This window comes from Cellvibrio sp. QJXJ, from assembly GCF_024452345.1.
Classification (GTDB): Bacteria; Pseudomonadota; Gammaproteobacteria; order Pseudomonadales; family Cellvibrionaceae; genus Cellvibrio.
Genome location: NZ_CP101662.1, coordinates 1,855,131 through 1,877,288 on the forward strand (window position 1 = coordinate 1,855,131; position 22,158 = coordinate 1,877,288).

19 protein-coding genes are annotated in these 22,158 nt (G+C 49.0%); 8 read left to right on the top strand and 11 right to left on the bottom strand.

The features are described from left to right. Window positions 1–42: 42 nt before the first annotated feature. From rseP to rpsB, 8 genes are all read right to left on the bottom strand, one after another. Window positions 43–1,395 (bottom strand): RIP metalloprotease RseP, encoded by a 1,353-nt coding sequence (gene rseP / locus NNX04_RS08000; RefSeq protein ID WP_261948073.1) that lies wholly within the window; start codon window positions 1,393–1,395, stop codon window positions 43–45. Window positions 1,396–1,417: 22 nt separating this feature from the next. Next, the gene (ispC, locus tag NNX04_RS08005) at window positions 1,418–2,617 is read right to left on the bottom strand and encodes a 1-deoxy-D-xylulose-5-phosphate reductoisomerase (protein ID WP_007642976.1); all 1,200 of its coding nucleotides are present in this window, start codon (window positions 2,615–2,617) and stop codon (window positions 1,418–1,420) included. A gap of 3 nt (window positions 2,618–2,620) precedes the next feature. Further along, window positions 2,621–3,475 carry a phosphatidate cytidylyltransferase gene (locus NNX04_RS08010; protein ID WP_261948074.1) on the bottom strand — a complete coding sequence of 285 codons (855 nt, stop codon included), beginning with the start codon at window positions 3,473–3,475 and terminating at the stop codon, window positions 2,621–2,623. Beyond that, complete coding sequence (uppS, locus tag NNX04_RS08015; protein ID WP_050977056.1) at window positions 3,468–4,166, bottom strand: polyprenyl diphosphate synthase; 699 nt, start codon at window positions 4,164–4,166, stop codon at window positions 3,468–3,470. The genes NNX04_RS08010 and uppS overlap by 8 nt, the downstream gene beginning before the upstream one ends. Before the next feature lie 172 nt (window positions 4,167–4,338). Next, a complete protein-coding gene (frr, locus tag NNX04_RS08020; protein WP_007642982.1) occupies window positions 4,339–4,896 on the bottom strand; it encodes a ribosome recycling factor in 558 nt (185 codons plus the stop codon). Then, window positions 4,893–5,627 (bottom strand): UMP kinase, encoded by a 735-nt coding sequence (gene pyrH, locus NNX04_RS08025; RefSeq protein ID WP_040392292.1) that lies wholly within the window; start codon window positions 5,625–5,627, stop codon window positions 4,893–4,895. The genes frr and pyrH overlap by 4 nt, the downstream gene beginning before the upstream one ends. 147 nt (window positions 5,628–5,774) lie before the next feature. Next, entirely contained in the window at window positions 5,775–6,644 is an 870-nt protein-coding gene (gene tsf / locus NNX04_RS08030) for a translation elongation factor Ts (protein WP_007642987.1), read from the bottom strand. Window positions 6,645–6,769: 125 nt separating this feature from the next. Then, window positions 6,770–7,507 carry a 30S ribosomal protein S2 gene (rpsB, locus tag NNX04_RS08035; protein ID WP_040392294.1) on the bottom strand — a complete coding sequence of 246 codons (738 nt, stop codon included), beginning with the start codon at window positions 7,505–7,507 and terminating at the stop codon, window positions 6,770–6,772. A gap of 339 nt (window positions 7,508–7,846) precedes the next feature. Between rpsB and uxuA the strand changes: the two genes are divergently transcribed. The 8 genes from uxuA to NNX04_RS08075 all read left to right on the top strand — a co-directional run bounded on the left by uxuA (window position 7,847) and on the right by NNX04_RS08075 (window position 16,941). Beyond that, window positions 7,847–9,052 (top strand): mannonate dehydratase, encoded by a 1,206-nt coding sequence (uxuA, locus tag NNX04_RS08040; protein ID WP_261948075.1) that lies wholly within the window; start codon window positions 7,847–7,849, stop codon window positions 9,050–9,052. Between the two features lie 177 nt (window positions 9,053–9,229). Then, entirely contained in the window at window positions 9,230–10,000 is a 771-nt protein-coding gene (gene map / locus NNX04_RS08045; protein ID WP_007642992.1) for a type I methionyl aminopeptidase, read from the top strand. Window positions 10,001–10,090: 90 nt separating this feature from the next. Beyond that, entirely contained in the window at window positions 10,091–12,790 is a 2,700-nt protein-coding gene (locus tag NNX04_RS08050) for a [protein-PII] uridylyltransferase (RefSeq protein ID WP_261948402.1), read from the top strand. Between the two features lie 17 nt (window positions 12,791–12,807). Next, entirely contained in the window at window positions 12,808–14,007 is a 1,200-nt protein-coding gene (gene dapC, locus NNX04_RS08055; protein WP_261948076.1) for a succinyldiaminopimelate transaminase, read from the top strand. Beyond that, window positions 14,004–14,678: an endonuclease III gene (gene nth, locus NNX04_RS08060; protein ID WP_261948077.1), complete on the top strand. Its 675-nt coding sequence runs from the start codon at window positions 14,004–14,006 to the stop codon at window positions 14,676–14,678. The genes dapC and nth overlap by 4 nt, the downstream gene beginning before the upstream one ends. A gap of 23 nt (window positions 14,679–14,701) precedes the next feature. After that, window positions 14,702–15,046, top strand: coding sequence for an ArsC family reductase (locus NNX04_RS08065; protein ID WP_261948078.1), 345 nt, complete (start codon window positions 14,702–14,704; stop codon window positions 15,044–15,046). Between the two features lie 28 nt (window positions 15,047–15,074). Further along, on the top strand, window positions 15,075–16,106 hold the full coding sequence (gene dapD, locus NNX04_RS08070) for a 2,3,4,5-tetrahydropyridine-2,6-dicarboxylate N-succinyltransferase (RefSeq protein ID WP_261948079.1): 1,032 nt from the start codon (window positions 15,075–15,077) through the stop codon (window positions 16,104–16,106). Between the two features lie 133 nt (window positions 16,107–16,239). Continuing rightward, on the top strand, window positions 16,240–16,941 hold the full coding sequence (locus NNX04_RS08075) for a YebC/PmpR family DNA-binding transcriptional regulator (RefSeq protein ID WP_261948080.1): 702 nt from the start codon (window positions 16,240–16,242) through the stop codon (window positions 16,939–16,941). A 94-nt stretch (window positions 16,942–17,035) separates the two neighbouring features. Here the strand turns inward: NNX04_RS08075 and NNX04_RS08080 are convergent, their stop codons facing one another. The 3 genes from NNX04_RS08080 to NNX04_RS08090 are packed head-to-tail and all read right to left on the bottom strand — an operon-like array spanning window position 17,036 to window position 21,974. After that, on the bottom strand, window positions 17,036–18,064 hold the full coding sequence (locus NNX04_RS08080; RefSeq protein ID WP_261948081.1) for a DUF4340 domain-containing protein: 1,029 nt from the start codon (window positions 18,062–18,064) through the stop codon (window positions 17,036–17,038). Between the two features lie 33 nt (window positions 18,065–18,097). Then, window positions 18,098–21,016 carry a Gldg family protein gene (locus NNX04_RS08085; protein WP_261948082.1) on the bottom strand — a complete coding sequence of 973 codons (2,919 nt, stop codon included), beginning with the start codon at window positions 21,014–21,016 and terminating at the stop codon, window positions 18,098–18,100. Then, window positions 21,006–21,974, bottom strand: a complete 969-nt coding sequence (locus tag NNX04_RS08090) for an ABC transporter ATP-binding protein (protein WP_261948083.1) — start codon at window positions 21,972–21,974, stop codon at window positions 21,006–21,008. Before NNX04_RS08090 ends, NNX04_RS08085 begins: the two co-directional genes overlap by 11 nt. Between the last annotated feature and the right edge of the window lie 184 nt (window positions 21,975–22,158).

The following is a 22,158-nucleotide window of genomic DNA, read 5'->3' on the forward strand; positions in this document are numbered from 1 at the left end:
AATCGTAAATGAATGTTGGTTACGGCCCGGCACACTGCCAGATTAAAGCCGCATGATGTCGTTATACAGCGCTAGCACGCTTAGACTGATGACCAAGAAGAGTCCAACCTGATACCCCAGCATCTGCACTCTGTCGGACACCGGTTTTCCCTTAATTACTTCAATAAAGTAATAAAATAAGTGGCCGCCATCCAATACTGGGATAGGTAAAAGGTTAAATACCGCGAGGAATACACTCAGCAGAGCGACAAAACCAATAAAACTCCTCAAACCGCTCTCGGCTGAAGAGCCCGCCACCTTAGCAATGGTTATCGGTCCACTCAAGTTTTTCGTGGAAATTTCGCCAAGAATCAATTTTTTGACTGATAAAAGTACAAAGCCTGAGGTTTCCCAGGTTTTATTCACTCCGGCAACAAATGCACCGAACACGGAATACTCATAAGAGCGAATCATCGACTCAGGAATTGAGCCCGCCCGAGCACCCAGCCCGACCCGCCCAACAACTGCACCTGACTCATTGATTGATTCAGGAACAAGCTGAAGCGCCAGCTCTCTGGTATCGCGCTCAATCACGACGGAAATTGTCTTACCAGGATGACGCCGGACGTAATCCACCCATAACTGCCAATCATCAATAACAATATCATCGGCAGAAATCAGCTTATCACCCGGCAGAAAACCCGCAGCCTCAGCTACCCCCCCAGCCACTACTTCGCCAACAATTGGAGTAATTTTGGGCAGATACAGCGTAATTCCCAAACCTGCAACCGGATCGGGATCCGCTGAATCCCTCAGCCAATCAACCAAACGCCCTTCGGACTCATAAGTAAAGTGCGAGTCAGGGTAAGCCACCTTGAAACGAATAGATCCTGTTTCCCCCAACCGATTGAGCAGCGCCTTGTTGAGAGCCTGCCACGTGGGCGTGGGAATATTATCGATAGCAATAATCTCCTGGCCTGCTTCAAGCCCTGCCTGCTCGGCGATTGAACCGCGCTCTACAGCCCCAATTTGGGGAATTAAATCGCGCTGACCTTGCAGCAAAAGCACCCAAAACAAGAGTATGGCCAACAGAAAGTTAGCCCCAGGGCCTGCCGCAACAATAGCGATGCGCTGCCAGACACTTTTATTATTAAACGCCATGGAACGCTCTTCCGCCGATACTGGCGCTTCGCGCTCATCGAGCATTTTTACGTATCCACCCAGAGGCAATGCGGCCAACGCATACTCTGCGCCCTGCTTATCGCGCCATGACCAAAGTACTTTGCCAAAACCAATGGAAAAACGCAGAACTTTCACACCGCAACGACGAGCCACATAAAAGTGCCCAAACTCATGGATAGAAACCAGAATCAACAAGGCGACAACGAATGAAATTATTGTCTGAATCAACGACATAAGCACTGCCCCGGATTAATCATTACCAGCTCTTGATCAATTGATTAGCCAAAGCGCGAGCCTCGGCATCTGCATTTTGAACCTGTTCCAAGCTGGTTGGTTCAACCACTGCGAGGCGCGCAAGCACATGATCTATAACTTGAGCGATTTGATCAAAGCGAATTTGGCGGGCAAGAAATGCCGCTACAGCAATTTCATTCGCAGCATTTAACAGTGCAGGTGCCGTACCCGAAACATCGGCAGCATCCTGCGCCAAACGCAAACAAGGAAAACGCTGAAGGTCAGGCGCACTAAAATCAAGGCGCGCCGTTGCGATAATATCGAGACTTGTCACGCCGGACTCTATACGCTCCGGCCAAGCCAAGGCATGAGCTATAGGGGTACGCATATCCGGATTGCCCAATTGGGCGAGCACGGAACCATCAATATACTCAACCATCGAGTGAATCACACTCTGTGGATGGATAACCACTTGCACCTGTTGAGGGCGAGCATTGAAAAGCCAACAGGCCTCAATCAGCTCAAGCCCTTTATTCATCATACTGGCTGAATCCACCGAAATTTTTTGCCCCATGCTCCAATTTGGATGAGCGCAGGCCTGTTCTGGAGTTACTTTTGGTAGATCGCCAAGCGGGGTATTACGGAAGGGGCCACCAGAGGCGGTGAGCAGAATTTTACGAACACCACTGGAAGCCAGACCGCCAGCAAGATAATCGCTGCGATGATTTGGCAAGCACTGAAAGATCGCATTATGCTCACTATCAATGGGCAACAATACCGCCCCACTTTTACTAACGGCTTGGGTAAACAAACCGCCAGCCATTACTAATGCTTCTTTATTGGCAAGCAACACTTTTTTGCCTGCTTTCACGGCCGCCAATGTTGGTAACAAACCTGCCGCACCAACAATAGCCGCCATAACTGCATCAACCTGTTCATGGGCAGCAACCGCCTCCAACGCTGCCAACCCCTGTAAGACTTCTGTCTTGCAGCCCTGATGACGCAGTTCACGAGCCAGCTCAGCGGCAGCATCTACATCATTTAATACGGCATAACGCGGCTGATGCTGCAAACATTGGGTAGCGAGTAACTGCCAACGTCGATCTGCCGTTAATGCAAAAACTTTATAGCGCTCCGGGTGGCGTGCAATAACATCCAAGGTGCTAACACCAATAGAGCCGGTCGCGCCCAAAACAGTAATCTGTTGAACCGCCAACTGCATAACCTAGAGCCCCGCCGTCGCAGAAAAAGCGCCGCTTGCAAGCAGTGCCAGAGCAAATACCGGAGCAGCTGCCGTGACACCATCTACGCGATCAAGAATGCCACCGTGTCCAGGCAAAATGGTGCCGCTGTCTTTGATGCCGGCATGGCGCTTTAACATGCTCTCCAAAAGATCGCCCAACACAGAAACCAGACTGGTAGGAACCACAATCACCAACATCAACAACAGGCTTAGCTCCAGAGTTAAACTCAGTATCAGAGCCAAAACACAATTAGCGATAAATCCCCCGGCAAAGCCTTCCCAGGTTTTGCCGGGGCTAACGGCAGAGGCCAACTTATGCTTACCAAAACGCTTTCCAGCAAAATAACCGCCACTATCAGCCATGGCGACAATGAGCATTAACAACAAGACCAGCCAGGCACCAGCCTCTTGTTGGCGTACATATACCAAAGCCACCCAAGTGGGAATAAGCACCAATAACCCCATCAACAGGCGTAAAATTTTGTGCCCCCATAACAAAGCACTGGAGGGATAACCCTGCACCAGCAAAAGTGCGATTGCCCACCAAATACAACCAGCAATCAGTAATTCACGGATGGCATCTGCATTCAGGTTGGGACTAGCCTCGCCCTCAAACCCCAGATAAAAAGAAGCTAGCAACAGAACGACTAAAATAAAGAGTGCGTACAACGCGCGCTGCCAGCGCGCGGGGAACCCAGCGAGACAGGCCCATTCCCAAGCACCAATCAATACAATAGCGCCAACAAAAAAGTAAAAATAACCAGCAGGCAAACCAAACAAGGCGACTATAAAAATTATCGCCAAAACTAACGCTGTGATTACCCGCTGCTTAAGCATTAAGTGCACCCGCCTCAATCTGATCGCCGGTCATACCAAAACGACGCTGACGTTCGTAGAAATTTGCAATCGCTTTCTTTAACTCATCGCCGTCAAAATCAGGCCAAAGCTTGTCGCTGAAATAAAGTTCTGCATAGGCACATTGCCACAGAAGGAAATTGCTAATACGCACCTCCCCTCCTGTGCGAATCAACAAATCCAAGGGCGGCAACTCGGCAAGACAGGTTTGGGCACCTAATGCCGACTCATCGATAGATGCCACATCCAACTGTCCATTAACTGCCTGTTGCGCCAGTTTTTGCGCTGCCTGGGCGATATCCCAACGACCACCATAGTCAGCGGCGATAACCAGTGTTGTTTTACCACCAGCAGTAAGCTCCTCAGCGGCAGCGATAGCTTTTTGAATGGCAGGACTAAAGCGCTCCCGATTGCCAATGACACGCAAGGCAACCCCTTTTTTCTTAAGTGCTTTGGCTTCATTTTTTAAATAGAGATGGAAGAGCGACATAAGCGCCTCTACTTCCAGCGGTGGGCGGCGCCAATTTTCACTGCTAAATGCAAATACGGTGAGCACTTCAACGCCCTGATCCTGACAGGCGGCCATAACATCGCGAATACGCTCAACTCCCACTTTATGGCCAGAAACTCCCGCCATACCGCGCTGTTTTGCCCAGCGGTTATTGCCATCCATAATAATCGCCACGTGGCGAAGACTATTATCAGTCACGCGTACTCTCCCAGCGACAGGCCAGCATCGGATTCTCACCGACAACCCGTTTTTAGTTTTTTTAATGAAATTATCTAGTAGTAGTGCGGGAGGCAAAGCCACTCCCTTGCGAAAGTGACTTGCCGGATGATGCAGATTACACAGCCATCAAATCAACTTCTTTGGCTGCCAGCGCTTTATCAACTTCAGCGATGTATTTGTCGGTAATTTTCTGAATTTCATCCTGTGCGCGACGATCATCATCCTCACCAATCGCCTTGTCTTTCAGCAAAGCTTTCACATCACCCAATACATCGCGGCGCACATTGCGCACAGCAACGCGGCCATTCTCGGCCTCGGCACGCGCCTGCTTGATAAAGTTTTTGCGTGTTTCTTCAGTCAACATCGGCAAAGGAATACGAATCAGGCCATTGTTCGTCGATGGATTCAAACCTAAATCCGATTTCATAATCGCTTTTTCAATGGCAGGGACTAAATTGCGCTCCCACGGACTCACCGACAAGGTGCGCGCATCGTCAATATTGATATTTGCTACTTGGCTCAAAGGGGTAGGCGTACCGTAATAATCCACAGTAATACCATCCAACAAGCTTGGGTGTGCACGGCCAGTGCGAATCTTGTTGAAGTTGTTCGACAATGCTTCAACCGCTTTTTTCATACGCGCTTCGGCGTCTTTTTTAATATCATTAATCATGATTTATCCTCTTCAATCAAAGTACCTTCGTTGCTGCCAACCACAATATTCAACAACGCACCTGCTTTATTCATACGGAATACGCGCACCGGCATGTCGTGCTCGCGGCACAAACAAATCGCCGTCAAATCCATTACACCCAATTTTTTGTCGAGCACCTCGTCATAAGAGAGACGGTCATACTTGGTCGCGGTCGGATCTTTTTTAGGATCTGCAGAGTAGACGCCATCAACTTTGGTTGCCTTGAGCACTATATCTGCATCAACTTCAATACCGCGCAAACAGGCAGCAGAATCAGTAGTAAAAAAGGGATTGCCAGTACCGGCAGAGAAAATAACGACTTCGCCCGAATTCAAGAAACGAACTGCGCGACGGCGGTCATAGTGTTCAACTACTCCACTCATTGGAATCGCTGACATAACGCGGGAAGATATATTTGAACGCTCAAGCGCATCGCGCATGGCTAATGCATTCATCACTGTAGCCAGCATACCCATGTGATCGCCCGTTACTCGATCGAGACCGGCAGCACTTAAGGCAGCGCCGCGAAACAGATTGCCACCACCAATCACTAAGCCTACCTGTACACCTATGCCGACCAGCTGGCCAATTTCCAGGGCCATCTTGTCGAGCACTTTAGGATCGATACCAAACCCTTCTGTACCCATCAGCTCTTCACCGCTGAGCTTCAATAAAATACGCTTGTACTTTTTATCTCTGGGGCTGGACATAAATGCTCTCCAAAACAATGAGTTAGCCGCGAATGCCCACACCTGTCGGAGGGCCGAAAAATTGGTGCAGTGTAACAGAAAAAAAGAGGCCGGGTGTTGCCACCCGGCCTCTTTTTCGTGTCACCCAGCACCTTATCAGGCGATGAATTACGCCTTGCTAGCAGCTACTTGAGCAGCAACTTCAGCAGCAAAGTCTACAACAGCAACTTCGATACCCTCGCCCACTTCCAGACGCACAAAGCTCTTAACAGTTGCACCAGCTGCCTTAGCGAACTGAGCAATAGTTTGCTCAGGATTCTTAACAAAAGCCTGATCAACCAAGCTAGCTTCTTTCAGGAACTTGCTGATACGACCAACAATCATTTTCTCAACGATTTCAGCTGGCTTGCCAGCCATATCTGGCTGAGCGCGGATGATTTCTTTTTCTTTCTCCACCACGTCAGCTGGCATTTGGTCAGAGCTAACCACTTGCGGATTAACAGCAGCCACGTGCATAGCAACGTCTTTAGCGGTCTCTTCATTGCCACCTTCCAACTGAACCAACACCGCAATACGGTTGTTCAAGTGCAGGTAACCACCAACAACACCACCTTCAACCAAACTAATGCGACGAACGCTGATTTTTTCGCCGATTTTTTGCACCAAAGCTTCACGCGCAGACTCCAACTCACCCGCCATAACAACCGCTACATCGGTTTGCTTGGTGGTGAATGCCTTATCCAATACGCTATTCACGAAAGCCAGGAAGCCAGCATCACGCGCCACAAAGTCAGTCTCAGAGTTAACTTCAATAACAACACCGTAGCTGTTATCCGGAGCCACTTTCACAGCAACAACGCCATCTGCCGCCGTGCGACCTTCTTTTTTGGCCGCCTTCAAACCAGAAACCTTACGCAGGTTTTCAATGGCCAACTCAATATCACCATTGGCTTCGCCCAACGCTTTTTTACATTCCATCATGCCCAAACCAGTGCGGTCGCGCAGTTCTTTTACCAAAGCAGGAGTAACAGCTGTCATGGATGTGTCCTCAATAAATGTTCGAATTCAAATTTGAAAAAAGGGGGCAAAGCCCCCTCTTCCGACAACTCTGCGCTTGAATGCAAGCTAACAGAGTTTTATGGTCGTTTGATTACTTCGCGAGATTACTCAGCAGCACCTTCGGCAGCTACGTATTCATCTTTGTTTGGCACTGCAGAAGCAGATTTAGCACCATCCAAACAAGCGTCAGCAATTGCAGATACATACAACTTGATCGCGCGAATGGCGTCGTCGTTACCTGGAATTACGTAGTCAACACCTTCAGGGTTGCTGTTGGTATCCACGATACCGATAACAGGGATGCCCAACTTGTTGGCTTCCTGAATTGCAATACGCTCGTGATCCACATCGATTACAAACATGGCATCAGGCAAACCAGCGATGTTTTTAATACCGCCAATTGAACGCTCAAGCTTCTCCATGTCACGGGTGCGCATCAGAGCTTCTTTTTTGGTCAATTTGGCAAAAGTACCGTCTTCGCTCTGGGTAGTCAGCTCTTGCAAGCGACGGATAGATGCGCGGATGGTTTTGTAGTTGGTGAGCATACCACCCAACCAGCGATGACTAACAAACGGCTGGCCAGCACGGATTGCTTCTTCTTTGATGGTCTTTTGCGCCGCGCGCTTGGTACCAACAAACAGAATCTTTTTCTTTTGAGAGGCCATTTGTTGAATCAAAGCCAAAGCTTCGTTGAACGCAGGCACAGTGTGCTCAAGGTTAATAATGTGAATCTTGTTACGCGCACCGAAGATGTATTTGCCCATCTTTGGGTTCCAGTAACGGGTTTGGTGACCGAAGTGGACACCTGCAGATAACATATCGCGCATGCTTACTTGTGGCATTTTAGTATTCCTACTGGGTTAGGCCTCTATATACCCCGCTAACCAACCATCATGAACGCTATAAAACGAACATTGGGCACCCAGGTTTTGCGTGTCGGTATATATGTGACGTTGGTAAATTACATTTAAAAACGGATTTTCTTTGTGCTTGAGACTATTCCCAGCAAAAAGAGGCGCGCTTTATATCACAAACAACAGACATAATAAACCAGAAAGTAAATCGAACTTCAGAGCGCACCCTGTCGAGAAAATCTGGCAAATCCACTAGGCCAAGCATTATCCAACTTGTATACTAGTCGCATTAATCTTAGATGAACCCACTCTAGTAGCGAGACCACCATGAAAGAGACTTGGCGCTGGTTCGGCCCCAAAGATACCGTAAGCCTGCAAAGCATTGCACAAGCAGGCGCAACCGGCATTGTCACCTCCTTACACCACATCCCCACAGGTGCCGCATGGCCCCTTGAGGAAGTTTTAGAACGCAAAAAAATCATTGAGGATCAAGGGCTTGAATGGGCTGTTATCGAAAGCATCCCCCTCCACAACGATATCAAGACCCGCACTGGTAACTACCAGCAATACATCGACAACTACAAGCAGTCCATTCGCAATGTGGGTGCAGCCGGTGTTTACGATGTTTGCTACAACTTTATGCCGGTCGTCGATTGGACCCGCACCAACCTCAACTACACCCTGCCCAACAACGCCCGCGCACTGCGTTTTGAGATGAGCGATTTCGCAGCCTATGATGTTTATATCCTACAGCGCCCCGGTGCCGAACAGGACTATCAGCCCGAGGTACTCACCAAAGCCAAAGCTCGCCTTGATGCCATGAGCAGCGAAGAGCAAGCACTGCTGGAAAAAAATATCATTGCCGGCTTGCCGGGTGGTGAAGGCTCTTATGATCGAGATGGGATTCGCGCCGCTATCGATCTCTTCATCAAGATGGGCGATGAAGGTATGCGCGCCAACCTGTTTGCCTTCCTGCGCGAGATTATCCCCGTCGCTGAAGAAGCGGGCGTGCGTATGTGCATCCACCCGGATGACCCACCATTTTCGCTGTTCGGATTACCCCGGGTTGTCTCTACCGCCGATGACGCTCGCGCCTTGCTCAAGGCCGTGCCCAGCCCATCGAATGGCTTAACACTCTGCGCCGGCTCTTATGGTGCACGCTGCGATAATGATCTGGTCTCCATGGCGCAGGAGTTTGGCGAGCGCATCTACTTTGTACACTTGCGCAACATTAAACGTGAAGACGATGGCTCCTTCTATGAGTCTGATCATTTGGATGGCGATAACGATATGGTCGGCCTGATAGATGCTCTCTTAGAAGAGGAAAGCCGTCGCCAACAGCAAGGTAGCAAACTCCCTGCAATCGCCATGCGCCCAGACCACGGCCATCTAATGGGCGATGAAATTGGCAAGCCTGGTATCAATCCCGGTTACTCTTACGCCGGGCGAATGAAAGGCTTGGCAGAGTTGCGCGGTGTCATTCACGCACTGACCCAGGTTCGCGCTCGCAGCCTCCATCACCTCACCAAATAGCCCACCTCTGCAGGGCGGTTTTACACCGCCCAACTTTACTTTTCAGTTGCTATACCCGGTACGCGCATAATAGAAGCAGCAGCTATAGAGCCAATAAAGGATTGATCTTGGTCAAAGCGGTTCAGAATCGTTTAGAATGCCGCAACTTTTATTCACCCGCCGGGATACCCTGAATTCATGTCAGTTACTATCAAAACCCCCGAAGAAATCGCCAAAATGCGCATTGCTGGTCGCATGGCCGCCGAAGTATTGGAAATGATTGGCCAGTACGTACAACCCGGCGTAACTACCGCCGAGCTGGACAAGATCTGTCACGACCACATAGTGAATGTACAAAAAGCTATTCCCGCTTGCCTTGGCTACCGCGGCTTTCCCAAATCCATTTGCACCTCTGTCAATCAGGTGATTTGCCACGGCATTCCCTCTGAGAAAAAAGTGCTCAAGTCAGGCGATATCATCAATATCGATGTGACAGTGATCCACGAGGGCTATCACGGCGATACCAGTGCCATGTATTTTGTGGGCACTCCCGCCCCCCACGCGGAGCGGTTGGTACAAGTCACCCAGGAATGCATGTACAAAGCCATTAAACTGGTTAAGCCTGGCTGCCGTTTGGGCGATATTGGGCACGTTATCCAACAGCATGCTGAAGCGAATTATTATTCCGTAGTACGCGAATACTGTGGCCATGGCATAGGCAAGGTTTTTCATGAAGATCCGCAAATCCTGCACTATGGTCGCCCTGATACCGGTATGGAATTAAAAGAAGGCATGTGCTTCACCATCGAACCCATGATTAACGCGGGCAAACCCCACACCAAATTAAAAAGCGATGGCTGGACAGTGGAAACAAAAGACGGCCGACTCTCGGCGCAGTGGGAACACACCATGGTAGTCACCAGCAATGGTGTCGAGGTTTTTACCGCACGTACCGGCGAAGTATTTTAATTTATGAGCATTTCTGATTTTATCGCGCGCGTTTTTAACAAATCTCCCCAAACGGATACCTCTGGCAGCGATAGTGCAGAATCCATCCCGATGGATACCCCGGTATCCATGGAGGAAGTCCCCTACTTCGAGCGGCCGCTATTCTTTTTTGACCAGAGCCGCTTTCGCCGCGCGTTAACAGAAAAACCTATCATTGGCGTCTTCAAGGACGCAATTAATGCAGCAAGCACCCAAGCCAACCGCCGTTTTATTGAGGGCGAAGATATTCGCAGTTTGGTGTATGAACGCGCACTGTTTATTGATTGCGTATTGCACTACGCCTGGCACCAATTCCGCTGGCCCGCGCGTATCAGCCTGGAAGCAGTTGGCGGTTATGGCCGTGGTGAACTGCACCCAGGTTCCGATATCGATCTATTGATTTTGCATCACCCGGATGTATTTGAAAGCTGCAAAGAAAATATCGAAAAATTTCTCACACTGCTGTGGGATATAGGCTTGGAAATTGGCAGCAGCGTGCGCACTGTCAAACAAACGATTGATATAGCTCGCACCGACATTACCGTCGCCACCAACATCATGGAGTCGCGTACGCTGGTGGGAGATGCATCACTGCGTCACGAATTAATGAAAGAAGCCGCGCCCGATAAAATCTGGCCGATTGAAGATTTTTTCAGTGCAAAATATCAAGAACAACTGGATCGCCACAAGAAATATAACGACACCGAATACAACCTGGAACCCAATATCAAAAATGCGCCCGGTGGGCTGCGCGACATCCAAACTATTAATTGGGTGACCAAACGTTACTTTGGTGTACGCACCATCAAACAACTGGAAGGTAAAGGTTTTTTTACCGACGAAGAATTTTCACTTATCAATTCCGGCGAAGAATATTTATGGCGCGTGCGTTATGCATTGCATATGGTAGCGAAACGCCCGGAAGAGCGACTGCTATTTGATTACCAACGGGAAATTGCCAAACTGTTTGGCTACACCGACAACCACGAAGGGCTGGCAGTAGAACAGTTCATGCACAAGTACTATCGCACTGTACTTGCCCTGCGCGAATTAAATGACGTAGTGCTGCAATTTTTGTCGGAAGCGATTCTACAAAAAGGCAAAACCAAAAATGTTGTTTCTATCAATGAACGCTTTCAATTGCGCGATAATTTCATCGAGGCAACGCACACCTACGTATTTGAAGAAAACCCGTCTGCCTTATTAGAAATATTTGTGCTCATGGCACAAAACCCACAGATTCAGGGGGTGCGCGCCTCTACTATTCGCTGGATTCGCGAGAGTCGCTATCTTATTGATGACCAATTCCGCAGCAACCCCAAAAACACCCAATTATTTATCAAACTATTGCAACACCCTGCAGGTTTGGTTGAACAACTAAAGCGGATGTCGCGCTACGGCATTCTCGGTTTGTATTTACCGGAGTTTGGTCAAGTAACCGGTCAAATGCAGCACGATTTATTTCATATCTACACAGTGGATGCACACACGCTAAAAGTAGTGCAAAACATGTGTAACTTTTTATTGCCATCCGCGAAAGAAGATTTTCCGGTTGCCGCAACGATTATGACGCGCCTGCCAAAATTGGAGCTGCTGTATATTGCAGGCTTGTATCACGATATTGGCAAAGGCCGCGGTGGCGATCACTCCACACTGGGTGCGGTGGATGCAGAAGAGTTCTGTACCCGCCACGGTATTTCACCGCGCGAAACCCGCTTGATCTGCTGGCTGGTAGAAAAACATTTGCTGATGTCGCAAGTGTCACAAAAGCAGGACATTTCAGACCCGGATATTATTCATAATTTTGCCCTCACCGTAGGCGATCAGTTACACCTTGATTACCTTTATTGCCTCACTGTGGCTGACATTAACGGCACCAACAAAGAATTGTGGAATACCTGGCGCGCGAGTTTAATGCGCAATTTGTATCTGGATACCCGCCGCGCCTTGCGTCGCGGTTTGGAAAACACTGTCGATAAACACGATTTGATTGAGGAAACCCAGCAGGCCGCGATTCGTAAACTGGCGCGCAAGGGCTTAAGCAAAGAACAAGTCATTGCCCTGTGGGGCGATATGGATGAGGACTATTTTCTACGCGAAAACTTTACCGATATTGCCTGGCATACCGAGGCGATTGCGGCACGCACCGATGACAAGCCTTTAATTTTGATTAAAAAAACCACCAGCAAAGAGTTGGCTGGTGCCACACAAATTTTTGTGTACAGCAAAAACCAGAAAAATGTATTTGTCGCAGCTGCAACGGCGCTGAGCTTATTAAACCTCAGCATTCAAGACGCCAAGATTTACAGCTCAAAATCCGGCTACACCATAGATACCTTTTTTGTGCTCAATGAAAACGGCGAACCACTCGGTAACAATCAAACCCTACTTAAAAAAATCCAGCAGGGGTTGATGGAAGAATTGAGTTTGGTGGATAACTACCGCGATGTTATTGGCCGCCGCACACCGCGCCGCCTGAAATACTTTGCATCACCCACCCGCACTTCACTCAGTACCGATACCATTCGCAATTGCAGCGTATTGGAAGTTATAAGCCCCGACAGACCGGGCTTGCTTGCGTGCATAGGGCGAATCTTTATGGATTACGACATTCAACTGCTCAATGCCAAAATCGCCACCCTGGGTGAGCGAGTAGAGGACATTTTTTTCATTGCTGATAACGATGGAAAACCCTTGGGCGATGTTGCACTGTGCGAAAAACTGCAGCAAGAAATTCGCGAGCAACTCGATAAGCGCGTTGATAAACACTAATTATTGTTGATCTAACTATGAACCCGGATTTAAACCAGCTTCATCCATACCCTTTTGAAAAACTGGCCGCGCTCAAAGCAGCCGTTTCTGCTCCGCCCGGGTTAACCGACATTATGCTGTCCATCGGTGAGCCCAAACACGAACCACCAGTGTTTGTATTGGATACTCTCGTTAATAATTTACATAAATTATCGAATTACCCAACCACCAAAGGCTTGCCAGAACTACGCACGGCAATCGCCACTTGGGCGACCAAACGTTTTCAACTTAACGCTGGTAGTTTTACTGCAGAGAACCATGTATTGCCGGTAAACGGTACACGGGAAGCGTTATTTGCCTTTGCACAAGCGATTATTGATCGCAGCAAAACCAATCCGTTAATAGTATCGCCCAACCCTTTCTATCAAATTTACGAAGGTGCAGCGATTCTCTCCGGTGCAGAACCTTATTTTTTAAACTGCACGCCAGACAATAACTTTATTCCGGATTTTTCTGCAGTCCCCGCATCGATATGGGAGCGCTGCCAATTATTATTTATTTGTTCACCGGGTAACCCGACGGGCGCGGTAATGAGCGCTGCGCAATTCAAAGAATTGATTGCACTTGCCGACCAGTATGATTTTGTAATCGCCTCCGACGAATGTTACTCAGAATTGTATTTTGATGAACAGAATCCACCCGTTGGATTACTGCAAGCCTGTGCAGAGCTAGGCCGCGATGATTTTGCCCGTTGCGTGGTTTTTCACAGCCTATCCAAACGCTCTAACCTGCCGGGGTTGCGCTCTGGTTTTGTGGGTGGCGATGCCAAAATTCTGGAAAAGTTTTTGCTCTATCGCACCTACCACGGTTGCGCTATGCCAGTGCCAACACAACTTGCCAGTGTGGCCGCATGGCAGGATGAGCAACACGTGATCGCCAACCGGGATGCATACCGCGCAAAATTTGATGCGGTATTAAAAGTGCTTGATGGTTGCCTGGAAGTACAAAAACCGGATGCAAGTTTTTACCTCTGGCCAAAAACGCCCATTAAAGGTGAATTGTTTGCACAACAATTGTATGCCCAACAAAAGGTAACTACCTTGCCCGGCAGTTATTTAGCGCGTGAAACCGATGGCATGAACCCCGGCGAATATTATGTGCGCCTCGCATTGGTTGCGCCTTTAGCGGAATGCATTGAAGCGGCCGAACGAATCAAAGCTTTTGTAAAATCGCTATGAGTGAAGCGTTAAAAAACTTAAGCAAAAGCGCGCGGGTTGAGTTTATTTTGCAGCGATTGCAAAGCCTTTATCCTAACCCGCCAATACCTTTGCATCACAAAGATGCCTATACATTGCTCATCGCAGTTCTTCTGTCCGCCCAGTGCACAGACGAACGAGTTAATACCGTTACGCCCGCCTTGTTTGAGTTGGCAGACAATCCTTTCGATATGGCCAAAGTGCCCGTTGAAAAAATTCAGGAAATTATTCGCCCCTGTGGATTATCACCACAAAAATCCAAAGCGATTTCGGTGTTATCCAAAATGCTGGTGGAAGAACATAATGGTCAGGTGCCACAGGATTGGGCGGCACTGGAGCGCTTGCCAGGTGTAGGCCATAAAACGGCGAGCGTAGTGATGAGCCAGGCATTTGGTGTACCCGCATTTGCGGTAGATACCCACATTCACCGCCTCGCGCAGCGTTGGGGTTTAACCAACGGTAAAAATGTGGTGCAAACCGAAAAAGATTTAAAACGTCTTTTTCCCCAAAGCAGCTGGAACGCATTGCATTTACAAATCATTTATTACGGGCGCGAGTTTTGCTCCGCACGCGGTTGTGATGGCACAGTATGCGATATTTGCAGAACCTGTTATCCGCAACGCAAGAAACCAAAAATTGTTTTGAAACCATAACCTTCTTCACACGACGAAAGAATATGACCACCTTATACGGCATTAAAAACTGCGACACCGTCAAAAAAGCCCGTAGCTGGCTTGAACAACATAAAGTAGATTACCGCTTTCACGACTTCCGTGCCGATGGTTTAACCAGCGCACAAGTAGAAACCTGGATTGCTGAAATCGGTTTGGATGCACTGGTGAATAAACGCAGTACTACGTGGAAAGAATTAGACGATGCAATCAAAAATAATTTTAGTGAAGCCACTGCAGCAAAGGTGATCAGTGCCAACCCGACATTGATAAAACGCCCATTGCTCGATACCGGCAAACAAAAACACGTCGGTTTTAAAGACACCGAATACAGCGCCATTTTTAATTAATTATTTGCACTATTGTCAGGAAAAAAACATGACTCAACTCTACGCACTCGGTTTAGGTATAGGCACACAGAACGCAAAAGGTGAATGGCTGGAAGTGTTTTATGCACAGCCAGTACTCGCACCGTCAGAAGCAGTTGCGCGCGCGATTGCCACCATTGTGGGTTATACCGATGGCAATCAAGCGATTGCACTGTCCACCAATCAAGCCAATGAAATCGCCCAAGCACTCACCATTGCTGGCGACAGCGCGCAAGCCGAGTTGGCAAAATCACTGGCGACAAGCAAACGTCCATTGGTCGCCACACTGCTCGCAACCGATACCAACCCCACATCGATTCCTGAAGGCTATTTGAAATTGCATTTGTTGTCGCACCGATTGGTGAAACCACACAACACCGTACTCGCCGGAATTTTTGGCGTACTGCCCAATGTTGCCTGGACTAATCAAGGTGCGATCGATGTAAACGAATTACCTGCACGTCAATTACAGGCGCGTTTAAATGGCGAAGAACTGGAAGTATCCTGCGTGGATAAATTCCCCAAAATGACCAACTACGTAGTGCCTAAAGGTGTACGTGTTGCGCACACGGCGCGGGTACGTTTAGGCGCATACTTGGGCGAAGGCACCACCATCATGCACGAAGGTTTCGTTAACTTTAATGCGGGCACTGAAGGCCCGGCGATGATTGAAGGCCGTATTTCTGCCGGTGTATTTGTCGGTGCCGGTTCGGATTTGGGCGGCGGTAGCTCCACCATGGGCACCTTGTCGGGCGGCGGGAACATTGTCATTTCTGTTGGTAAAGAGTCATTGATTGGCGCTAACGCCGGTATTGGTATTCCACTGGGCGACCGCTGCAAAGTAGAATCTGGCCTTTATATTACCGCTGGAACTAAAGTGGTGGTATTGGACGATGCGGGCAACGAAGTAAAAACTATCAAAGCGCGTGAACTTGCCGGTGTGAGTGATTTGGTATTCCGTCGCAATTCCATCACGGGCCGCGTGGAAGTGGTTACCAATAAAAGTGCACTGCAATTAAATACTGCATTGCACGCGAATTAATTTGATTTGTTCGGGCGCAATTTATTGTGCCCTGATGAATACAAAATAATTTACATACAACGGGCGCAGCAAGCAGCTGCCCCTACCGATAAACCAGGCACAATGGGTTTGTGCAAACAACGAGGCGATAATCATGGGCGCACAATGGAAAGCAAAACATAAAGAAGAAGCTGCGAGCGCAAAAGGTAAAATTTTTACCAAACTCACCAAAGAAATTATGATCGCAGCACGCTCGGGTGCAGACCCGGATATGAACCCGCGCCTACGCCTCGCTATCGTTCAAGCCAAAAAAGCCTCAATGACACGCGAGACATTGGAGCGCGCCATTAAAAAAGGCTCGGGGCAACTCGACGGCGCCGCCAGCTACGAAAAAGTCACCTATGAAGGTTACGCACCGCATCAGGTTCCCGTGATCGTTGAATGCCTTACCGACAACGTCAACCGCACCATCTCCAATATTCGCGGTTTATTCCGCAAAGGCCAGTTGGGTACTTCCGGTTCTGTGTCCTGGGATTTTGATCACCTGGGCATTATCGAAGCCACAGCTGCCAACGCCGATGCCGACGCAGAAATGGCGGCGATTGAAGCAGGCGCACAGGATTTTGAATTGGATGATGACGGCACAGTCACTTTTTACACCGATTTAACCGATTTGGATTTAGTGCAAAAAGCGCTGCCCGACCACGGTTTTACGGTGGTATCTGCCAAGCTGGGTTACAAACCTAAAAACCCCGTCAGCTTGAGCGATGAAGCCTTGGCAGAAGTTGAAGCATTCCTCGCCGCGATTGATAACGACGACGATGTGCATGAAGTTTATGTTGGTTTGGCGGGTTAAGCACCGCTGAACAAAAAGCAAATAGCGATAGCTAGAAATATAGATACAAATAACAACAGCCCGGCATATGCCGGGCTGTTTGTTTTTAGTTAGGTCAATTTCCTAACAAACCTTTGGTAGCTTCTTGCACAACAGCCTCTACCGGGTTGGTCGCCGCAGAGTTTGATGTTGTCGGACTTGTCTGCGTAGTCGCCGGCGCCAATAGATTTTCACGCACGACCTGAGCGATACGTTCATACTCATACTGACTCAGTGAAAAGTACTGTTCGCGATCACTGCGTTTGACAACATGCCCAGCGTCGGTCTTGATAAATTCATACTGCCAATTGCCTTCTGCACTTTTTACCGCAAGAGTAATGGGCTCGCCCTTCGGTGCTTCTTGCACCACAGACTGCACCTGCAAACTAGCCAGCGCCTTCACCAAGGCTGTCACATTTTCGGTGTTTAATGACGCACCGGTTTCATCAACTAATTGCCAGTTTTCACCTTGCCTTTGCAGCTCGTAATCGCGCCCTTTGATGTTGACTGGATTGTTAGTAGTGAGCAGTTGTTTATTCAACCAATCATCACCGCTGGTGGCTGCATCCATAGTGCTGAGTGCAACGCTGTAGACCTGATTATCACCCGCACGGCGCAAATGCACTTTTTTGAAACCAGGTGAACTGCCTAAATAAAATTCCGCCTGCAATTTATCACCTTCATAAAGGCGCAATTTGCGCTGGAATTTTTGTTCGCCTACTTCAAACCGCTCGTGGCTGGATGCGGTATTGGCAACCGGCCAAGTCAACCGCAATCCGTTTAACTTCTCCAACAATGCGGTGATTTTTTCATTATCTACCGGTAAGGACGACTGCGTGAGTTGCCAGCGATTCGCTTGTTTATTCAGGTGCACACTAGTTGTCGCATCAGCGATTTCAATGCGATCAATCACGTTGGTGGACACTGGCAACAAGGGTACCGCCGTTGGTGTTGCACGGGAGTTCTGTTGATAGGCATAAACTCCCACCACCAATAACACTTGAATCACCAACAAGAGCCACAGGCGTTGTTGCCAGCGCCCCATATCCCGCATGGTTTCTACCCTATTACTCCGGGCAACATTAATGGTTACTGCTTGGTTCATTATTCACCTCTTTCTGGTCAATAGTGAGTGTGATTAGTTCGCCAGCCACTGCTGGTACTGTTGTTCGCGACGACGTTTAAACTGACGCTGCACCAGCCCCACCAACAACAGCGCACCCAGCGCTAATGCGTAATTTAAATACTCCCAAAAAACTTGGCTTGTTTGTTCCATAGCGGGCAGAGTGCGGTTGAAATTGCCGCGCGCGCGAATACTTACCAGCCCTTCATCCTCTAGCGCCCAATCCACCGTGTTGGCAAGCAATTGCACCGAATTAAGATACTGCCCACCGGTGGCCATACCGGTCATATTGATGACGGCATCGCTCAGGAAATCGTTGGAGCTGAATAAAATAATGCGTGCAGATTCCGGAGAGTGTTGAATAACACTGCTCACTGTTTGTGTAGTAGATAAAGCCGCATCGCCATTATCTGCCTCAGCCTCGGAAGCTCCTGCCGCGGTTGTATCGGCGTTTGTGTTTGCGTTTGTATTGACCAGCAAGGGCGAATTTTTTCCGGCAAAAAAAGAATCAAAACGGCCCTGACTAATCACACCCAACAAATGGGATTTTTGTTCGCCCACAGGAATAAAGCGTGACAAACCATCGCTGTTGACTTGCGGCACTATATTCATATCGCCACTCAGCCATGCGCTGTCCGAACTGCGTAGCAATTCGGTAATTCGGCGCTGCTGATTTTTGTCAGCATCCAGCGCGATAGGTGAAGCCCATGCAAGACTCGCCTGTGGCAAACCGCTGGTGATAGGGTTCTCCGCATTCAAACCTTGCCCACGCACATCCACAAAATAAGGGTAATCCACCATGCGCATTTCCTGCACACTGAAACCACCCAGATTGCGGCTCACGGGAATTGGGAAAGGCAAGTTTTGTTTATCCATCACCAACTTTTCTTCCATGCGAATACCGTGATGGGCAAGCCATTGCTGCACACCACTGTTGTGTTTTTGCAAACTCAAACTGCGCTGGCTGACCGAGGCGCTGTAGGGCGAGCTGGCCATAATTACCGTGCCACCTTGCATAAGGAATTGATCCACCGCGAACAATTCTTTTTCGCCCAATTCTTTGGGGGCTGCGAGCAATAATACATCCGCCTCACCGCTCACACTGCCGTCGGACAAATCCTCGCGTTGCACATTTAATTCTGCACCGAGAAATTCCTGCAGCTGATTAAATTGCGGCCCCGCCGGAGCACCATAGTAGCCGCCCATATCCGCCGCTGGAGTCACCAGCGCTACCGTTTTGGTGAAACCTGAAGCGAATCGTTTCAGGGCGGCGTTAAAGTTGCGCTCAAAACTTGCCGCACTCATATCATCCAGCGGGATCTGCACCAACTGCTCACCCTGCGCCAAGGTCATGTAAAAATAAAAACGTTCATTGCTGAGCAAACTGGTCGCCAGAGGATTAAAACCATAATCCTGAGCGATGCGCTGCCCCAATTCACCGCCATTAGCATCCGGGTCGAGAAACTCCAACTGCAAACGCTCGCCCGATTTTTCGCGTTGTTTATTCACCTCAGCACTAACCAGATCCTTAAAGTTTTTAAGCGCCTCAGGCAGGCGATTATCCGCTGACACATAGGCAGTAAAACGCAGCTCGCCTTTTACTGTGTCAAACAAATTGCCGCCCGCTTGATAAGAATGCAGCACTTTTTTAATCGCGCGGGTTAAATCGTGTTCGGGGTTGCGCAGTTGCACATCCAAATCGGTTTCGCCGGCACTTTTTACTTCAATTAAATCGCGAAAGCCCAGCACTTGATATTCATCGCCATACTGAACCAACACGTTGAAATAGGAATTCACCAGCGAAGCTTGGTAGCGATCCGAAATTTGGAAGGGCACGGGTTGAATGGCATATTTCTGATTTGCCTCTTGCTCCAACTCCGGGTCAGTTACCGGATCCACAAATTCCACGCGCACTAAACCCTTGCCTTCCACTTCATATTCTTTCATCAAGTCGCGCAGCTGCGGCACCAGCGGTGATAACAGCGGATGGGTTTTGCCGCTGAAATATCCGCGCAGTAACAAGGGTTCTTGCAGTTGCTGCAAATAGTGTTCGGTTGCAGTAGAAATGGAATATTGATTGCCTCGAGTGGTGTCAATACGCAGGCTATTAATTTGGCCGAGCCAGAGATTGGCTGCCAAGGCATTAATCAACAACAGCGCGGTAACAGAACGCCAGCGACCATGATGGGTTTTGTTGCCGGTGGCTGCCCAGCGTTCGCGCTCCAAAGCGTAGGTATTTAAGGCGAGAAACACCAACACCAGGCTGATATAAAAATACAAATCGCGCAGATCAATCACCCCACGGGCGATAGAATCAAAACGCGCACCGGTAGCCAGCAAACGTAAATATTCGGCGGCGCTATTGCCCATCAAATTGGTAATTGCACTGCTGCCCAACAAATAAAAAACCCCGCAGAGTGCCACGGCACTAATCAAACTGACTATTTGATTATCGCTGCGCGCAGATACAAACAACCCCATACTCAAGTAAGCAGCACCCAACAATAAGGTTGCCACATAACCCGCTGCTACCGGCCCCCAATCCAAATCGCCCAGCACTGCAACAGTAATGGGGAGCGGCAAAGTGATCGCCAGTGCAATCACCAACAACACCATGCAGCCCAAAAATTTACCCACCACAAAATGCCACAGCGGCACGGGTTGGGTAAGTACATGCTCAAGCGTGCCGCTGCGGCGTTCCTCACTCCATAAACGCATGGTGATAGTGCTGCACAAAAAAATCAGCAGCAGCGGCATCCATTCGAACAGCGGGCGTACATCGGCAATATTGCGGGCAAAAAAAGCTTCTCCCCAAAAAAACGCAAATAAACTGACAGCCGCAAAAGCGGCTAAAAATAAATAGGCGATCGGCGAGGAAAAAAATAAACCGATTTCTTTTTTGGCAATTTTTGTAATCGTAGTGTTAGGCAGCACGATCAACCTCCAGCGTTTCTTTCGCGCTCAGCGTGGCATTGTTGATATCGCGGAACAGGCTTTCCAGGTCGCGGGTTTCGGGTTGCAGCTGGTATAACTCCGCGTTGTTTTCCAACACTAAACGCGCCAGCGCAGCCGTAGTGGCTTGCACGTCAGCGGCATCGCCCAAGTGAATACGCAGTTGCTCGCCATGTGCATTTTTACCGAGAGTTTCAATTGTTTTTACGCCAGTTACACAGCGCAGCACTGGCTCCAGTTCAGCATGGGATTGATTGGTGGTGAGTAACAAGGAGTGGGCGCGGCGCAACTCCGACAATTTTTCATCCAATACCAAGCGCCCCGCGCGCATCATCAATACGCGGTCACACAAGGCATCCACTTCTTGCATAATGTGGGTGGATAAAATAACTGTCGCCTCCTGCGCAATAGTGCGAATTAACTCACGCATTTGCAGGGTTTGCTGTGGGTCCAGGCCGTTGGTGGGTTCATCCAGAATTAACAGTGCGGGGCGACCGAGCAATGCTTGTGCTACCCCCACGCGCTGTTTGTAACCGCGCGACAAACTGGCAATGGGCGCCAGCAATTTATTTTTTATGTCAGTCGCGTCAATCACACGCTTTATGTCGCGCTGTTTTTCCGCGCCCTGCAAACCTTTAAGCTCGGCCGCGTAATCCAAATAAGCGGCCACCGACATTTCAGGGTAAATCGGTAAATTTTCTGGCAAATAACCAATTTTACGCTGCAAGGTTTTGAGATTATCCGCCAGAGCCAGCCCCTGAAACTGAATGGTTCCTGCACTGGGCTCCAAATAACCGCTTAACATTTTCATGACGGTAGTTTTGCCTGCCCCATTGTGGCCAAGCAAACCTACGATTTCACCTTTGGCGATAATAAAACTGACCTCATCGGCCGCCACAAAATCGCCGTAGGCTCGCTTGAGTTTTGACACTGCCAGCATAAAAGCCTCCAGATTAATGGACGAAAGATAACAACAAGAATTCAGTTAGAAATACAGTGCGTTAAACCGCAAGAAATATGGGCGGGGGGCGCCAGAAGCGCGCAAAAAACAAGAGCGAGAATTGGATAACCGCGTTATGAATAAGGTTCGCGTTATACATTGTTTTTTCCTCAGTAACGGGATT

Excerpts from the sequence above, each read along its gene's own strand:
- ispC (WP_007642976.1), bottom strand. The coding sequence starts at position 2,617 with ATGCAGTTGGCGGTTCAACAGATTACTGTTTTGGGCGCGACCGGCTCT.
- NNX04_RS08090 (WP_261948083.1), bottom strand. The coding sequence starts at position 21,974 with ATGCTGGCAGTGTCAAAACTCAAGCGAGCCTACGGCGATTTTGTGGCG.
- uxuA (WP_261948075.1), top strand. The coding sequence starts at position 7,847 with ATGAAAGAGACTTGGCGCTGGTTCGGCCCCAAAGATACCGTAAGCCTG.
- pyrH (WP_040392292.1), bottom strand. The coding sequence starts at position 5,627 with ATGTCCAGCCCCAGAGATAAAAAGTACAAGCGTATTTTATTGAAGCTC.
- NNX04_RS08065 (WP_261948078.1), top strand. The coding sequence starts at position 14,702 with ATGACCACCTTATACGGCATTAAAAACTGCGACACCGTCAAAAAAGCC.
- tsf (WP_007642987.1), bottom strand. The coding sequence starts at position 6,644 with ATGACAGCTGTTACTCCTGCTTTGGTAAAAGAACTGCGCGACCGCACT.
- map (WP_007642992.1), top strand. The coding sequence starts at position 9,230 with ATGTCAGTTACTATCAAAACCCCCGAAGAAATCGCCAAAATGCGCATT.
- NNX04_RS08010 (WP_261948074.1), bottom strand. The coding sequence starts at position 3,475 with ATGCTTAAGCAGCGGGTAATCACAGCGTTAGTTTTGGCGATAATTTTT.
- NNX04_RS08080 (WP_261948081.1), bottom strand. The coding sequence starts at position 18,064 with ATGAACCAAGCAGTAACCATTAATGTTGCCCGGAGTAATAGGGTAGAA.
- dapD (WP_261948079.1), top strand. The coding sequence starts at position 15,075 with ATGACTCAACTCTACGCACTCGGTTTAGGTATAGGCACACAGAACGCA.
- rpsB (WP_040392294.1), bottom strand. The coding sequence starts at position 7,507 with ATGCCACAAGTAAGCATGCGCGATATGTTATCTGCAGGTGTCCACTTC.
- rseP (WP_261948073.1), bottom strand. The coding sequence starts at position 1,395 with ATGTCGTTGATTCAGACAATAATTTCATTCGTTGTCGCCTTGTTGATT.
- frr (WP_007642982.1), bottom strand. The coding sequence starts at position 4,896 with ATGATTAATGATATTAAAAAAGACGCCGAAGCGCGTATGAAAAAAGCG.
- NNX04_RS08075 (WP_261948080.1), top strand. The coding sequence starts at position 16,240 with ATGGGCGCACAATGGAAAGCAAAACATAAAGAAGAAGCTGCGAGCGCA.
- nth (WP_261948077.1), top strand. The coding sequence starts at position 14,004 with ATGAGTGAAGCGTTAAAAAACTTAAGCAAAAGCGCGCGGGTTGAGTTT.
- NNX04_RS08050 (WP_261948402.1), top strand. The coding sequence starts at position 10,091 with ATGGATACCCCGGTATCCATGGAGGAAGTCCCCTACTTCGAGCGGCCG.
- dapC (WP_261948076.1), top strand. The coding sequence starts at position 12,808 with ATGAACCCGGATTTAAACCAGCTTCATCCATACCCTTTTGAAAAACTG.
- uppS (WP_050977056.1), bottom strand. The coding sequence starts at position 4,166 with ATGGATGGCAATAACCGCTGGGCAAAACAGCGCGGTATGGCGGGAGTT.